The organism is Phenylobacterium sp., assembly GCF_036563285.1.
GTDB lineage: Bacteria > Pseudomonadota > Alphaproteobacteria > Caulobacterales > Caulobacteraceae > Phenylobacterium.
This window is the reverse complement of the sequence record NZ_DATCMR010000006.1, coordinates 284,714-299,453: the sequence shown is the minus strand read 5'-3', so window position 1 is coordinate 299,453 and position 14,740 is coordinate 284,714. Positions and strand designations below refer to the sequence as shown.

Here is a 14,740-nt window from a genome sequence, read left to right as displayed (position 1 = left end):
GGCCCCTTCCGGAACGACAGCTCGTATGGCGCTTAGGCTGCGGCCTGCTCGGCGAGCTTGGACTTCAGCTGGCGCTTGATCTTCTGGGCGCGCGGCGAGAGCTTCTCGTCGCTGGCCTTGATCAGGAAGGCGTCGAGGCCGCCCTTGGCGTCCAGCGTGCGCAGGGCCGCATTGGTGATGCGAAGACGGAAGGTCTGGCCGAGCGCCTCGGATTGCAGGCTGGCCGGCTGCAGGTTCGGCAGGAACCGGCGCTTCGTCTTGATATTCGAGTGGCTCACATTGTGGCCGACCATCGGGCCGACACCCGTGAGTTCGCAACGGCGCGACATGGCGAAAGGACCTTCGCGTGGAAATGGGATCGGCGGGCGTGACCAGTCACGTCCGCGCGGGGAGCGGGCGATATAGAGGAAGGCCCCCTCGCCCGTCAACCCAACTGCGCTGCGGCAAACACCTGCGACGACCTGACTCACGGCCTGGCTTGTTGTGGCGCTAAGCGACTCAAATACAATCGGTTGTAGGGAACAAAGCCCGAATCGCCGCGAGTCAGCGATTCGGTCACGATTCGTTTCGCCCGTGTTCCTCAGGTTCCAGCTTGGCCGTTTACGGATCAGCCGCGGGCGTCGCCGCCGCGCACCAGCTTGGCCGTGATCACGTCCGTCGCGTCGATGCGCCGGCCGCGCTTCAGGATCTCCAGGTGCACGTGGTCGGTCATGCCGCCGCGGTACTTCTCCTGCAGGGTGTGCATCTTGCCGATCGGCAGGCCCACGTGGACCGTGTCGCCCACGTCGACGCTCGGGCTCACGTAGAAGACGCGGGCGGCGTACTTGAGCGCCGGGTTGGTGATCTCGACGAACTTCAGGTCGTTGTCGCCGCCGTAGGCGTAGCCGATCTTGGTCACGTAGCCGGAGATCGGCGCCACCACCTGCTGGCCGGCCTCGGCGACGAAGTCGACGCCCTCGTGCTGGCGCGAGCCGCCGTCGCGGGAGGCCCCGAACTCGCCGTAGCCGTAGGCGTCGTGGCCGCGCGTGTCCTTGCCCGTCGGGTTGGCGAAGTCCGCCGCGCCGTCGCCGTCGATGTCGGCGCCGCCCCAGACCAGCCGCTCGGGCGCCGGCGCCGCCGGCCAGTCGATCGTCGCGGCGATCGCCTGCACCGCCGAAGGCGCGCTGGTCAGCTTGACGGGTTGGGTGGAGGGCGAGGCCAGCGAGGCCGTCCCCATCAGAAGCGCGGTGATCGCGATCGCCTGAGCCGCGCGCTCGCGCGCCGAGTCAGCAACGTGCAGCCGAATCCCCCTCATCGGTGGCTTTTTCCCTTCACTCGATCTCGTTGTCGCCGCGCCGGACTTATGCCGGCTTCAGGGCGTCCTGACGGGCTCTCGTGGGAGCCCCGGCCCCGCTTACGTGGGGGCCTTGGGGAGGCAGATGCCTTCCATTCTAGGCGGAATATGGGCGCCCCTCGTCGGATTGCGAGCGTGGCCGCAGCCCCCACGACAAGTTGACGGAACAATGTCTTGCCAAGCTTCTCCGCCTGATAGATAACTGACCGGTCAGTTATCAGGAGGCGCCATGCTCCCCGGCGAGCCCAAGTTCCGTCGCCGCAAGGCCGCCCGCCCCGACGAGATCGTGCACGCCGCCCTGCAGGTCTTCGCCGAGCGCGGCTTCGCCGCCGCCAAGCTCGACGAGATCGCCCGCCGCGCCGGCGTCTCCAAGGGCGCGCTCTACCTCTACTTCGAGACTAAAGAAGACCTCTTCCGCGCCGTCGTGGAGCGGGCTATCGCCCCCAACGTCGCCGTGGTCCGGACCATGGCCGCCGCCCATCCGGGCCCCTTCTCCGACCTCATCCGCGGCATCGCCGCCCACATCGCCGGCGTGGTCGAGGCCACGCCCATCGGCGGCGTCGCCAAGATGGTCATCGCCGAGGCCCGCAACTTCCCTGAGATCGCCCGCATCTGGCACGACGAGCTGATCGCCCACGCCCTGGGCGCCCTCGCCGACGCCATCGCCAACGCTCAGAAGCGCGGCGAGGTGAGGCCCGGCGACCCGCGCGCCTATGCCCTGGAGCTGATCGCGCCCCTGCTGGTCAGCGTGCTCTGGCGCGAGACCTTCGTGCCGATCGGCGCGCCGGCCTTCGACATCCCCAAGCTCGTGCAGCAGCACGTCGAGACCATGCTGCGCGGCATGTCAACGGAGGCGGCCGCATGACCCGTCAGCGCGCCCTCGTCGCCATCCTGCTCGCCGTCGCCGCAGCGGTGATCGCCCTGCTCGTCCTGCTCCCGCGCGTGGGTCGGACGAGCACGCTCACCGGCTACATCGAGGGCGAGCCGCTCTATCTGGCCGCGCCGGTCTCCGGCCGCGTGGAGCGGATGCTGGTCGCCCGCGGCCAGGAGGTGAAGGCGGGTCAGCCCCTGTTCGTCGTCGATCCCGCCCAACTCGGCGCCCAGCGGGACCAGGCCCGCGCCGAGCTCGGCGCGGCCGAAGCCCAGGCGCTGGACGCGCGCAAGGGCGCCCGCCCGGTGGAGCTGGCCGTGCTGGAGGCCAATATCGCCGCGGCGGAAGCCCGCGCCCGCGACGCCGAGGCCGACCTGCGCCGTGTCCAGCCGCTGGTGAACAAGGGCATATACGCCCCGGCCCGTCTCGACGACGTCCGCGCAGCGGCCCAGGCCGCGCGCGCCCAGGTGGCCGCGGCCCGCAGGCAGCGCGACGCCGCGACACTTGGCGCCCGCGAGGACCTGATCCGCGCCGCCGACGCCCGCGTCGCGCAGGCCAGGGCAGCAGTGACCGGCGCCGAGGCGAGGCTCGAGGACGTCGCGCCCGCCGCGCCGTCCGCCGCGCGGGTCGAGGAGGTGTTCTTCCAGACCGGCGAGTGGGCCGTCGCCAACCAGCCGATCGTCAGCCTCCTGCCCCACGACCGGATCAAGGTCCGCTTCTTCGTGCCCGAGCGTGAGCTTGCCGCCTACCGCCTCGGCTCGACCATCCGCTTTGCCTGCGACGGCTGCGCGAAAGGCCTTTCCGCCCGCGTCGTCTTCATCAGTCCGCGCCCCGAGTTCACCCCGCCGGTCATCTACAGCCGCGAGGCGCGTGACCGGCTGGTCTACATGGTCGAGGCGCGACCCTCCGCCAGGCTCAGTCCGGGCCAACCGGTCGACGTCGTGCCGCTACGCCCATGACGCTCGCCATCGACGTCCACGGCCTCAACAAGAGCTTCGGCGACAAGCACGTGGTTCAGGACGTCGACCTCGCCGTCGAGCAGGGCCGCATCTGCGGCTTCCTGGGCCCCAACGGCTCAGGCAAGACCACCACCCTGCGCATGCTCTGCGGCCTGCTCACGCCCGACAGCGGCGAGGGCCAGGCGCTCGCCTTCGACGTGATCCGCCAGGCCGCCGAGATCAAGCGGCGGACCGGCTACATGACCCAGCGATTCTCGCTATACGAGGACCTCACCATCGCCGAGAACCTGCAGTTCACCGCCCGCGTCTACGGCCTCGACCGCCGCACGGAGCGGGTGGAACAGGCGCTGGAGCGGCTGGGCCTGAAGGAGCGGCGCAACCAGCAGGCGGGCGCGCTGTCCGGCGGCTGGAAGCAGCGCCTGGCGCTGGCCAACGCCATCCTGCACGAGCCGCAGCTCCTGCTCCTCGACGAGCCCACCGCCGGCGTCGACCCCAAGGCCCGCCGCGCCTTCTGGGACGAGATCCACGCGCTCTCGGGCGAGGGCCTGACCGTACTGGTCTCGACCCACTACATGGACGAGGCCGAGCGCTGCCACGAGATCGCGTACATCTCATACGGCCGGCTGATCGCCCGCGGGACGGCCGAGGCGGTGGTGAAGGCCTCGAACCTCGTCACCCTGCGCGGCGAGGGACCAGGCGCGGACCGCCTCGTTCACGAACTCAACGGAAAGCGCGCCGTCGAGACCGTCGCCCCATTCGGCGCCGCCCTGCACGTGAGCGGCGATGACCGCAAGGCCCTGGAAGCCGCTGTCGCGCCCTACAAGCAGGTCCGCTGGCGGGAGGTGGAGCCAACGCTCGAAGACGTCTTCATCCAGCTGATGGGCCGGGCGCAGGACAACTTCCAATGAACGGCGTCTCCGGCGCCCGCGTGCTCGCGGTGATGATCAAGGAGTTCAAGCAGCTCACCCGCGACCGGCTGACCTACGCCATGATGCTGGCGATCCCCGTCGTGCAGCTGCTGCTGTTCGGCTATGCGATCAATTCCGAGCCCCGCCACCTGCCCACCGCGGTGCTCGCGCAGGAGGATTCCGTCTTCGCCCGCTCGCTGGTGAGCGCGCTCGACAAATCCGCCTTCTTCGAGATCGTCGCCCAGGCCCGCTCCCCGTCCGAACTGGATGACATGCTCCGCCGGGGCGAGGTGCAGTTCGCGGTCACGATCCCCGGCGATTTCACGCGCCGGGTGGCACGAGGGGACAGGCCGCAGGTCCTGGTCGAAGCCGACGCCACCGATCCATCGGCGACCGGCGGCGCCGTAGCCGCCCTCGCCGGCCTTCCCGGACAGGCGCTGTCGCACGACCTGAAGGGGGCGCTGGCGCCGCGGGCGCAGACCATCCCGGCCTTCGAAGTGGTGGTCCACCGGCGCTACAACCCCGAAGCGGTCACCGCCTACAACATCGTGCCAGGACTGCTCGGCGTGATCCTCACCCTGACCCTGGTGATGATGACCGCCCTGTCGGTCACCCGTGAGACAGAGCGGGGCACCATGGAAAGCCTGCTCTCCACCCCGGTGGAGCCCCTCGAGGTGATGGTCGGAAAGCTCGCCCCCTACGTCGGGATCGGCCTCGTCCAGACCGCGATCATCCTGCTCCTGGCCCGCTTCCTGTTCGACGTGCCCTTCCAGGGCGGCTGGGCCGGGCTGTCTCTGGGCGTCGCCCTGTTCATCGTGGGGTCCCTGGCGCTTGGGTTCCTGATCTCGACCGTCGCCCGCTCCCAGCTCCAGGCGATGCAGATGACCGTCTTCTATCTGCTGCCCTCGATCCTGCTCTCCGGCTTCATGTTCCCGTTCCGCGGCATGCCGCTGTGGGCGCAGGCGATCGGCGAGGCCATACCCGTCACCCATTTCCTGCGGGTCGTCCGCGGAGCGCTCCTCAAGGGCCAGGATCTCGGCGACATGTGGCGCGAGCTGGCCGCCCTGCTGGCGTTCGTCTGCGTCGTCACGGCGCTGGCCATGGCCCGGTACCGGCGGACGTTGGACTAGGGATCGATCCCCACGGCGGCGAGTTGTGGTCATGCGAGCGGCCCCTCCCCTTGCCCGCTCGGCGAATGAGGGATCCCCTATGGGCCAAGACGACGTTCCGGAACGCTCGACCCTGCTTGCCGGGATCGAGGAGCCCCCGAACCCCGGCCTGAGTGTTCAGGCCGCCGATCCACGCGACTCAGATGGGACCGATGGCGATGCGGGTGACGGAAGCGACGGGACCGACGGAAACGATTCCGACGGAACCGATGGCGCCGACTCCGACGGCACGGACGGGACCGATTCCGACGGAACGGACGGGACCGACTCCACCCCCCGCTGAGCCGCCGAGGGCCCTGGCCGAGCTGATCGGCCAGGCCGCCGCCGCCGACTTCCTGGCCACGTCCTTCGGCCGCGACGTCTGGCGCATCCGCCTCGAGCCCGCGGCCGCGCGCGCCTACTTCGGCTGGGAGAGGCTGAACGCGGCCCTTGCCGAGCACCGGCTGGGGCCGCCGCGCCTGCGGCTGGAACGCGCCGGCCAGGACGTCACCAGGAGCGCCGGCAAACCCCGGCGCACACGGCGCGGCGAGAGCCTCTACGACCTCGACGTGGCGGGCCTGAATGGGGCGCTCCGCGACGGCGCGACCCTGATCCTTGACGCCGCCCACGAGCTGAGCCCGCCGCTGCAGCGCCTGTGCGCCGGCCTGGCGGCCGACTACACCTGCGCGGTCCAGGCGAACCTCTACGCCTGCTGGGGCACGACCCAGGGATTCGACATCCATTGGGACGACCACGACGTCTTCGTGCTGCAGGTGGAAGGCCGCAAGACGTGGCGGCTCTACGGACCGAGGCGGGCCTCGCCGACACGCCTCGATTTCCACGCCGAGCATCCGAAGCCGTCAGCCCCGATCAAAGAGATCGTGCTGGAGGCCGGCGACCTGCTCTACCTGCCGCGCGGATACTGGCATGCCGCGGTCGGCTGCGGCGAGCCTACCCTGCACCTGACCATCGGGCTGACCCGCAAGACGGGCGCAGACTTCCTGCACTGGCTGGCCGACCGGAGTGTCTCGGACGCGGCCTTCCGCGCCGACCTGCCGTTCGAACAGGGGGATCCCGCCATGGCGGACCGGCTCGCAGACCTGCTTCGGTCCATCGGCGACAGCGATCCGGCCGAGCTGGCGCGGGCCTACCGGCGGCATGTGGAGGCCGCCCAGGCGCAGCGGCCGAAGCTGTCCTTCCCCCTGATCGGGCAGCCGCACGAGCCCCTCGATCCCGGGACGCGCCTCACCCTGGCCGACGGACCCGCCACCCTCCGCCCCGCTGAAGGCGCCGGCTACGTGGTGCTACGCTGGCGCGGCGTCGACTTCACCCTCGCCGAGGAGCTCGCGCCCGCGCTGCGCCGCCTGGCTGACCGGCAGACGGTCACCCTCGCGGAGTTTCGCGACCTGATGGCCGAGCGGGAGCGACCCCTGGCCGACGACCTGGTGCACGAGTTGATCGGCCGCGGCGTCCTGGCAGCCCGGCGTCCATGAACTTCTGCTCGCGGGAGTGCATCGCCGCCGGGGAGCCGCGCGCCGGCACGGGCGTCCGCGCCCAGGCCTATGTCTTCCTGCCCGTCGCCAAGCGCCTTTGGGGCGAGCGCGAGTTCAACGCCCGCTGGGCCTCGCCGGAGGAGCTGGAGGCGATCCGCGCCGCCCGTGCAGGCGGCGTGGTCACGCGCCTCTACAACCCGCAGCCTGGTATCGAGGCCGCGCTCGTCTACCGGGGTCCGACCGCCGCGGCCGGTTTGGAGCCCCTGCTCGAGACGGTCAGCCGCCGCTGGCCCGTGCTCGCCGACGAGGCGCCGCGTTTCGCCGTCTGCACACAGGGCAAGCGCGAGCGCTGCTGCGCCAAGTGGGGCTATGCGGTGTTCTCCCGGGCCTCGGCGCTCCACGCTCAGGGCCGCTTCCCGTTCCAGCCGCTGGAATGCTCTCACCTGGGCGGCGACCGCTTCGCCGCCACCGGCCTCGTCTTCCCGTCAGGCAGCATGTACGCGCACCTCGACACCGTGGACCTGGGCGACCTCGGCGCGGCCGAAGCCGCGGGACGGATCGCGCCGGCGATCTACCGCGGCCGGGTGTACGACACCCCGCTCGCTCAGGTCGCGCGCGCCGGCCTCGCCCGCGACGGGCTGCTGAACCACGGCACGACGCCGCTTCAGGTCGAGGCGCTGGCGCCGCACCAGGTCGAGGCCACAGCGACGGATCTCGGGCTCAGCTTCCGGGTGAGCCTGGACCAGGCTGAGATCGACTTCGTCGCCAGCTGCGACCACCTCGAGGTCCACCGCCGGTCCAAGGCGCGCCGCACGGTCTATGTGGCGGGGGCGCCGGCGGCCCCTTAAGCTCGGGGGGATGTATGGGATTCTCTGCGCCACGCCCGAGGAGCTGAGCGCGCTCGCCGAGCGGCTGCACCTGCGTCCGGAGGCCCGCAGCCACGGGCCCACCCGCGTCTGGACCGGCGTCCGCCGCGGCGCCGAGATCGCCCTGGCGCAGGCCGGCATCGGCAAGGTCAACGCCGCGGCCGCCGCGACCCTGCTCCTGGACCGGTTCGAGGCGGAGCGGCTGATCTTCTCCGGCGTGGCGGGCGGGCTGGACCCGGACCTGCCGGTGGGCACGGTGCTGTTCGCCGAGCGGCTGGCGATCCACGACTACGGCATCGTCTCCGGCGGCAAGCTCACCGCCACGGCGTATGGCGTCATCCCCGTCGGCGCGCCGCCCCTGACGGAGCTGCTCCCCGCGCAGGCCGAGGTGGTCCGCCATTTCCACGCCCTCGCCGAACGCGTGCGCCCGCAGCTGGAGGGGCCGGTGCGTCTCGGCGGGGTGGTGACGGGCGACTACTTCCTCAACTGCGCCCAGACCCGCGGCGAGCTCAGGGCCAACCTGCGCGCGGAGGCCATCGACATGGAATCCGGCGCCGTACACGAGGTCGCGCAGGCGTGGGGCAAGCCCCTCTACGTGATCCGCACGCTCTCGGACCTGGCGGGCGAGGAGAGCCACCTCACCTACCCCGAGATGGCCGCCATGGCGGCGGCGAATTCGGCCCTCTGCGTCATTGAGCTCCTCGACATCTTCGAGGAGGAGCGGAAGATCAAATGAGTGCTCTGGGAACGGACGAGCTGGCCGCGCGTCCTTTCCCATAGTGCAGGTAATTGCGTAGGAGTTCGAAAGCGTTGGCCGGATCTGGCTCTTTTCCTGCCCTTCTCCTGATCCCCTCACGGCCTCGCTTGTCCGACACTTCGCCGAACCCCATTTTCTCAACATGAGCGACCGTCCTTCTGGCGCGGCCCCTCCGCGCCTCGTGGCGGTGCTGGGCCCCACCAACACCGGCAAGACCCACCTGGCGGTGGAGCGGATGCTGGGCCATGCCTCCGGCATGATCGGCCTGCCGCTGCGGCTGCTGGCGCGCGAGATCTACGACCGGATCGTCAAGGCCCGCGGCGCCCGCTCGGTCGCCCTGATCACCGGCGAGGAGAAGATCATCCCGCCCAGGCCCCACTATTTCGTCTGCACGGTCGAGGCGATGCCGCTCTCGCGCGAGGTGGAGTTCCTGGCGGTTGACGAGATCCAGCTCTGCGCCGACCCCGAGCGCGGCCACGTCTTCACCCACCGCCTGCTGCACGCCCGCGGCACGTGCGAGACCATGCTGATGGGCGCGGCCACGATGGCGCCGCTGGTCCGCCGGCTCCTGCCGCACGCCGAGATCGTGACCCGCGAGCGGTTCTCCAGCCTCACCTACGCCGGGCCCAAGAAGCTCACCCGCCTGCCCAGGCGCTCGGCCGTCGTCGCCTTCTCGGCGGAAAACGTCTACGCGATCGCCGAGCTGATCCGCCGCCAGCGCGGCGGGGCCGCCGTGGTGATGGGGAGCCTCTCACCCCGCACCCGCAACGCCCAAGTGGAGCTCTACCAGTCCGGCGAGGTCGACTTCCTGGTGGCCACGGACGCCATCGGCATGGGCCTGAACATGGACGTCGACCATGTGGCGTTCGCAGGCTTGCGGAAGTTCGACGGCAAGCGCACCCGCTGGCTCTACCCGCAGGAGATCGGCCAGATCGCCGGCCGCGCGGGCCGTTATCAGAAGGACGGCACCTTCGGCGTCACCGGGGAGGCCGAGGACATCGACGTCGACCTCGTCGAGGCGGTCGAGCAGCACCGGTTCGAGCCGGTGCTGGGCGCCGAATGGCGCAATTCCAAGCTCGACTTCGACAGCCTGCCGAACCTGATGCGGTCGCTGGCCCAGACGCCGGACCGCGAGGGCCTGAAGCTCTCGCAAGAGGCGCTGGACGAGACCACCCTGCGCCAACTCGCCGCCGACCCCGACGTCGCGCACCGCACCCGCGACCGGACCAACCTCTTCCGCCTGTGGGACGTCTGCCAGACGCCGGACTTCCGCAAGGTCGCCACCGACGAGCACGTCGGGCTGGTGAAGGACTTCTTCTTCCAGCTGACCTCTGGCCGGCGACGCATCGCCGAGGACTGGATCGCCAAGCAGTACGGCCACCTGGACCGTACCGACGGCGACATCGACGCCCTGGCCGCCCGGCTCTCCAGCGTCCGCACGCTCGCCTACGTGGCGAACCGGCCCGACTGGCTGGCCGACCCCGCCGGCTGGCAGGGTAAGACGCGCCAGCTGGAAGATCGGCTCTCCGACACCCTGCACGAGCGGCTGATGGCCCGCTTCGTCGACCGGCGGACCAGCGCCCTGATGCGAGGCCTGCGGGTCCGCGAGGACATGCTGGCCGGCGTCGCGGCCGACGGGGCGGTGACCATCGAGGGCCACTACGTCGGCAAGCTGACCGGCGTCACCTTCGAGGCCGCGCAAGGCTCATCGGTGCTGGAGGAGAAGGCGCTGCGGGCCGCCGCCAACCATGCCGTGGGGCCGGAGATCTCGCGGCGGCTGGGCCAGCTGGCGGCCGAGCCGGACGAGGCTTTCTCGCTCACGCCCGACGGCGTCGTGCTGTGGCGCGGGGAAGCGGCCGGGGCGATCAGCGGCGGCGAGCCCTTCCAGCCGCGTGTGCGGCTCTACGGCGAGCTGGGCCACGACGCGGCCCGCCAGCGGGCGGCGCGCCGGCTCGAGGCCTTCGCCGCCGGCGAGGCCGCGCGGCGGCTGGGCCCGCTGCGCAAGCTGGAGGCGGCGGTCGCCGACGGCCGGATCAAGGGGCTGGCGCGCGGCATCGCCTATCGGATCATCGAGAACGGCGGAGTGCTGGACAGGTCGGTGGTCCGCGGCGAGGCGAAGCAGCTCAGCCAGGTCGAGCGCCGGGTCCTGCGCAGCCTCGGCGTACGGCTGGGCGCCTTCTCCATCTTCATGCCGGGGCTACTGAAGCCGCAGGCCCGCGCCCTCGCCCAGGCCTTCTCCGCCCGCGAGACGGCGGACTGGCGTCCCCAGGCCAAGGGGCTCAGCCGGCTGCCGCAGCCGGCGCCATCGGCGCGGGCGCTGTCCGCCTACGGCGTCCGCGCGGTGCGCGACCATGCCGTCCCGGTCGAGGAACTCGAGCGGCTGGACGAGCTCCTGCGCGAGGGCCCCAAGCAGGCCGGCGGCAGCGTGCTCTCGGACCAGGCCCGCGAGGAGCTCGGCTGGAGCGAAGCCGAGGCCAGGGAGATCCTGCGCGGTCTGGGCTTCGCACCCACCTCGAAACCCAAGGAGGGCCAACCGCTCGCCTGGCGTCGGCGCGCCGAGAAGCCCGCGCCCGTGGCCGCGCCGCGGCCGCACTCGCCCTTCGCCGCCCTGGCCGCCCTCGCCGCCCAGCCGGCCGCCGCGCCTGCCCGACGGCGGCCGCGGCGTCGCAAACCCAAGGCCGTCGCATGACCGACGACGCCGCCCGGGTGGACGTCTGGCTCTGGCGGGCGCGCTTCTTCAAGACGCGCTCGATGTCGGCCAAGTTCGTGGAGGAGGGCCGCGTGCGCCTCACCCGCTCGGGGCAGGAGAGCCGGCTCGACAAGCCCTCTCGTCCGGTGAAGATCGGCGACCAGCTGGTCTTCGCCGTCGGCGGCCGGCTGATCGCCGTGACCGTCGAGGGCCTGGGCGAGCGCCGCGGCCCGCCAGCGGAGGCCCGCCTGCTCTACTCGACGCTACAGCCAAGCTGAGGCATCGTCCCCCGAGGAGCGGGGGACATCATGAGCGATCGACTAAGGGATATCGCCGGCGGCGGGGCCGAGCCGCGGAAGAAGGGCGTGGGGGGCTGGTTTGACGGCCGGGCGGGGCGCCGCGAGTACTGGTTCTGGGTGATCCCCGCCTTCCTCGCCAGTGGCATCCTCGGAGCGATGGGCATGATGGTGGTAAGCATCCTGCTCAGCATCCTGATCCTCGTCGCCTTCATCCGCCGTCTGCACGACCTCGGCCACTCCGGCTGGTGGGCGCCGGTCATCAACTTCGGCGGCAACATCATCGCTGGCCTGGCTGCGGCCTTCGGGGGCGAGATCGGGGCGTTGCTCGGGGTGCTGCCGTTCCTGGGCGCAGTGATCACTCTGGGTGTCCTGCCGGGTGAGAATGACCGCAATGAGTACGGCCCGCCGCCCGGCAGGCCCAATCCGGCTGAGACGTTCAGCTAGGCCGCTTCAGGCGTCTGCAGAATTCCTGAGCGCGCGTGCGTGGCCGGCAGCATTGACAAGCGCGCCCCCCGCCGTAACAAACCGGCGCCCCTCGGGGGGGAGCCGAAGCCGGAGTCTACGCGTCCGCCATGACCTACATCGTGATGGATCCCTGCATCAAATGTAAGTTCATGGACTGCGTGGAGGTCTGCCCGGTAGACTGCTTCTACGAGGGCGAGAACTTCCTGGCGATCAATCCGGACGAGTGCATCGACTGCGGCGTCTGCGAGCCGGAGTGCCCGGTGGACGCCATCAAGCCCGACACCGAGGACGACCCGGACGGCAAGTGGCTGCGGATCAACTCCGAGTATTCGAAGGTCTGGCCAAATATCACCGTTAAGGGCGAACCGCCGGCCGACGCCGAGCAGTTCGAGCGCGAAACCGGCAAGCTGGAGAAATATTTCTCCGAGAAACCGGGCCGCGGCTCTTAAGCTTAACCAACTGCACGGGAGCTTGGCGGTCCAACCGTCGCTCCAACCCTTTCATTCGGCTTAATTTTGTGCTAGACACTCCGCCGGACGCGGCGATGAGGCCTTGCTCTCGCCCGTCTTCCTGAAGAAGCGCCAGCCGGGTCGGAAGGTCCGGCCAAGGCGAAGGGTGTCTTAAGAGGTTCTACTTTCCGCCAATCGACGAAGCCGCCGCGGACCTTGTTGCGGAACGCGTGACGTCGTCGCTTGAACGGACGCCTGTAGTCGAAGGCCCTGGCAGGCCGGACAGATATTTCGAGAGGGTTCGCGATGAGCAAGAACGGTCATGATTTCTCGGTCGGCGATCACGTCGTCTACCCGGCGCACGGTGTCGGGCAGGTGCAGGGGATCGAGACCCAGGAAGTCGCCGGTCTGAAGCTTGAGGTCTACGTCATCACCTTCGACCACGAGAAGATGACGCTGCGCGTTCCCACCGCCAAGGCGAAGACCGCGGGCCTGCGCCCGCTGGCCGAAGGCAATGTGGTCTCCCAGGCGCTCACCACCCTGAAGGGCCGCGCCCGCGTGAAGCGCACCATGTGGTCGCGCCGCGCCCAGGAGTACGAAGCCAAGATCAACTCGGGCGACCTGATCTCCATAGCCGAGGTCGTGCGCGACCTGCACCGCGCCGAGAACCAGCCCGAGCAGTCCTATTCCGAGCGCCAGCTGTACGAGTCCGCCCTGGACCGCATGGCCCGCGAGGTCGCCGCCATCGAGCGGATCGACCGCGACGCGGCCATCAGCCTGCTCAACAAGTCGCTGGTGAAGGCGGTCGCCGCCTAAGCCAACCGAACAGTACCGCGTACGAGACGCCCGCCGGAAACGGCGGGCGTTTTCGTATGCGCTCAGTCTTCCTCCGCCGTCGCCAGCAGCGGGTCGGCGTCGGGCTGCGGCCCGCGGTCCAGCTCCTCGCGCATCCGGTCCTTGTCGAGGTCGCCTTCCCAGCGGGCGATCACCAGGGTGGCGACGCCATTGCCCACCAGGTTGGTGAGCGCCCGGCACTCGCTCATGAAGCGGTCGATCCCCACCAGCAGGGCGAGCGCCGCGATCGGCAGATCCGGGATCACCGCGAGCGTGGCCGCCAGCGTGATGAACCCCGCCCCCGTCACCCCGCTGGCGCCCTTCGAGGTCAGCATGGCGACGCCGAGCAGGGTCAGCTGCTGGGCGAGCGTCATCTCCGTGTTCGTGGCCTGGGCCAGGAACAGGGTGGCCAGCGTCATGTAGATGTTGGTGCCGTCGAGGTTGAATGAATAGCCGGTGGGGATGACCAGGCCGACGGTCCCCTTCCCCGCCCCCAGCTTCTCCAGCCGGCGCATCATCTGCGGCAGCACCGACTCCGAGGAGGAGGTGCCGAGTACGATCAGCAGCTCCTCCCGGATGTAGCGGATGAACTTCAGGATCGAGAACCCGGCCCAGGCGGCGATGGCGCCCAGCACCACCAGCACGAAGATCAGGCTGGTCGCGTAGAAGGTGAGGATCAGCGCGCCGAGGTTCACCAGAGCGTCCAGGCCGTAGCGGCCGATGGTGAAGGCCATGGCCCCGAAGGCCCCGATGGGCGCCAGCCTGACGATCACCCCGATGATCCCGAAGAAGACCTTGGAGGTGTCGTCGAGCACGTCGGCGACCTTGTCCCCGAAGTTGCCCATCCGCGTGCAGGCAAAGCCGGTGAGGATCGCGATCACCAGCACCTGCAGGAGGTTGCCCGAGGCGAAGGCGCCGAAGAACGCGTCAGGGATCAGGTGCAGCAGGTAGTCGACGACCCCCTCGCCCTCCTGCGCCTTCTGGGCGTAGCCGGCGGCCACGCTTGGGTCGAGGGTGGCGGGGTCGACGTTGAAGCCGGCGCCTGGCTGGAACACCCGGCCCACCACCAGCCCGATCACCAGCGCCACGGTCGAGACGACCTCGAAATAGATAAGCGTGCGCGCCCCCAGCCGGCCGAAGGCCTTCATGTCGCCCATGCGCGCAATGCCGGCGGCCACGGTGCAGAAGATCACCGGCGCCACGGCCATCTTGATCAGCTTGATGAAGGCGTCGCCCAGAGGCTTCAGCGAGGCGCCGAACTCCGGCCAGATCGCCCCCACCGCCATGCCGAGCACGACGCCCAGCAGCACCTGGACGTAGAGCACGCGAAGCGGTCGCAGGAAGCCCATGCGCGGTCGTCTCCCCCCAAAGCCGGCCGTTCTGCGGCGTTTGCACGCCCGCGGCCATAGGCTATCACGCGTGCCGCGTGGCCCGGTAGCTCAGCCGGATAGAGCAGGGCTTTCCTAAAGCCAAGGTCGGGGGTTCGAGTCCCTCCCGGGCCGCCACGAACTTCAACACACCCTGCTGAAAACTTCGGTTTCTCAGCAGGGATTGGCGAAGGCCCTCCTGCGACCGCAAGGAGGTTGTGTTTCCTGCGCCTGAGGCCGCAACGCCGTTCAGCCACCGGCTCTAGGCCAGTCCATCGGAGCTGGGTTTAGGGGCTCGCCTT

The 14,740-nt window shown here is 70.2% G+C and carries 15 protein-coding genes and 1 tRNA gene; 13 read left to right on the top strand and 3 right to left on the bottom strand.

What is annotated here, in order from left to right:
- Positions 1 to 32 precede the first annotated feature (32 nt).
- Both rpmB and VIL76_RS06360 read right to left on the bottom strand, forming a co-directional pair.
- Positions 33 to 329 carry a 50S ribosomal protein L28 gene (gene rpmB, locus VIL76_RS06365; RefSeq protein WP_332044158.1) on the bottom strand — a complete coding sequence of 99 codons (297 nt, stop codon included), beginning with the start codon at positions 327 to 329 and terminating at the stop codon, positions 33 to 35.
- A gap of 278 nt (positions 330 to 607) precedes the next feature.
- The gene (locus VIL76_RS06360; protein ID WP_332044157.1) at positions 608 to 1,294 is read right to left on the bottom strand and encodes a M23 family metallopeptidase; all 687 of its coding nucleotides are present in this window, start codon (positions 1,292 to 1,294) and stop codon (positions 608 to 610) included.
- A gap of 268 nt (positions 1,295 to 1,562) precedes the next feature.
- Between VIL76_RS06360 and VIL76_RS06355 the strand changes: the two genes are divergently transcribed.
- The 12 genes from VIL76_RS06355 to VIL76_RS06300 all read left to right on the top strand — a co-directional run bounded on the left by VIL76_RS06355 (position 1,563) and on the right by VIL76_RS06300 (position 13,053).
- Positions 1,563 to 2,198, top strand: coding sequence for a TetR/AcrR family transcriptional regulator (locus tag VIL76_RS06355; protein WP_332044156.1), 636 nt, complete (start codon positions 1,563 to 1,565; stop codon positions 2,196 to 2,198).
- Positions 2,195 to 3,163 carry an HlyD family secretion protein gene (locus VIL76_RS06350; protein ID WP_332044155.1) on the top strand — a complete coding sequence of 323 codons (969 nt, stop codon included), beginning with the start codon at positions 2,195 to 2,197 and terminating at the stop codon, positions 3,161 to 3,163. The genes VIL76_RS06355 and VIL76_RS06350 overlap by 4 nt, the downstream gene beginning before the upstream one ends.
- The gene (locus VIL76_RS06345; RefSeq protein WP_332044154.1) at positions 3,160 to 4,071 is read left to right on the top strand and encodes an ABC transporter ATP-binding protein; all 912 of its coding nucleotides are present in this window, start codon (positions 3,160 to 3,162) and stop codon (positions 4,069 to 4,071) included. The genes VIL76_RS06350 and VIL76_RS06345 overlap by 4 nt, the downstream gene beginning before the upstream one ends.
- A complete protein-coding gene (locus VIL76_RS06340) occupies positions 4,068 to 5,201 on the top strand; it encodes an ABC transporter permease (protein ID WP_332044153.1) in 1,134 nt (377 codons plus the stop codon). The genes VIL76_RS06345 and VIL76_RS06340 overlap by 4 nt, the downstream gene beginning before the upstream one ends.
- Positions 5,202 to 5,449: 248 nt before the next feature.
- A complete protein-coding gene (locus VIL76_RS06335) occupies positions 5,450 to 6,712 on the top strand; it encodes a cupin domain-containing protein (RefSeq protein ID WP_332044152.1) in 1,263 nt (420 codons plus the stop codon).
- On the top strand, positions 6,709 to 7,560 hold the full coding sequence (locus VIL76_RS06330; RefSeq protein ID WP_332044151.1) for a sucrase ferredoxin: 852 nt from the start codon (positions 6,709 to 6,711) through the stop codon (positions 7,558 to 7,560). The genes VIL76_RS06335 and VIL76_RS06330 overlap by 4 nt, the downstream gene beginning before the upstream one ends.
- A gap of 10 nt (positions 7,561 to 7,570) precedes the next feature.
- Positions 7,571 to 8,314, top strand: a complete 744-nt coding sequence (gene mtnN, locus VIL76_RS06325; protein WP_332044150.1) for a 5'-methylthioadenosine/S-adenosylhomocysteine nucleosidase — start codon at positions 7,571 to 7,573, stop codon at positions 8,312 to 8,314.
- Positions 8,315 to 8,477: 163 nt separating this feature from the next.
- On the top strand, positions 8,478 to 11,024 hold the full coding sequence (locus tag VIL76_RS06320) for a helicase-related protein (RefSeq protein ID WP_332044149.1): 2,547 nt from the start codon (positions 8,478 to 8,480) through the stop codon (positions 11,022 to 11,024).
- On the top strand, positions 11,021 to 11,302 hold the full coding sequence (locus VIL76_RS06315; RefSeq protein ID WP_332044148.1) for an RNA-binding S4 domain-containing protein: 282 nt from the start codon (positions 11,021 to 11,023) through the stop codon (positions 11,300 to 11,302). The genes VIL76_RS06320 and VIL76_RS06315 overlap by 4 nt, the downstream gene beginning before the upstream one ends.
- A gap of 30 nt (positions 11,303 to 11,332) precedes the next feature.
- Positions 11,333 to 11,767 carry a DUF805 domain-containing protein gene (locus VIL76_RS06310; protein ID WP_332044147.1) on the top strand — a complete coding sequence of 145 codons (435 nt, stop codon included), beginning with the start codon at positions 11,333 to 11,335 and terminating at the stop codon, positions 11,765 to 11,767.
- Positions 11,768 to 11,895: 128 nt separating this feature from the next.
- Positions 11,896 to 12,237, top strand: coding sequence for a ferredoxin FdxA (gene fdxA, locus VIL76_RS06305; RefSeq protein ID WP_332044146.1), 342 nt, complete (start codon positions 11,896 to 11,898; stop codon positions 12,235 to 12,237).
- A 306-nt stretch (positions 12,238 to 12,543) separates the two neighbouring features.
- Positions 12,544 to 13,053 carry a CarD family transcriptional regulator gene (locus tag VIL76_RS06300; protein ID WP_332044145.1) on the top strand — a complete coding sequence of 170 codons (510 nt, stop codon included), beginning with the start codon at positions 12,544 to 12,546 and terminating at the stop codon, positions 13,051 to 13,053.
- Between the two features lie 62 nt (positions 13,054 to 13,115).
- On the opposite strand, the gene VIL76_RS06295 is transcribed toward VIL76_RS06300, so the two are convergent.
- Positions 13,116 to 14,420: a dicarboxylate/amino acid:cation symporter gene (locus VIL76_RS06295; protein WP_332044144.1), complete on the bottom strand. Its 1,305-nt coding sequence runs from the start codon at positions 14,418 to 14,420 to the stop codon at positions 13,116 to 13,118.
- A gap of 79 nt (positions 14,421 to 14,499) precedes the next feature.
- On the opposite strand from VIL76_RS06295, the gene VIL76_RS06290 reads away from it, so the two are divergent.
- Positions 14,500 to 14,576: transfer RNA gene (locus VIL76_RS06290), tRNA-Arg, on the top strand.
- Positions 14,577 to 14,740: the final 164 nt, after the last annotated feature.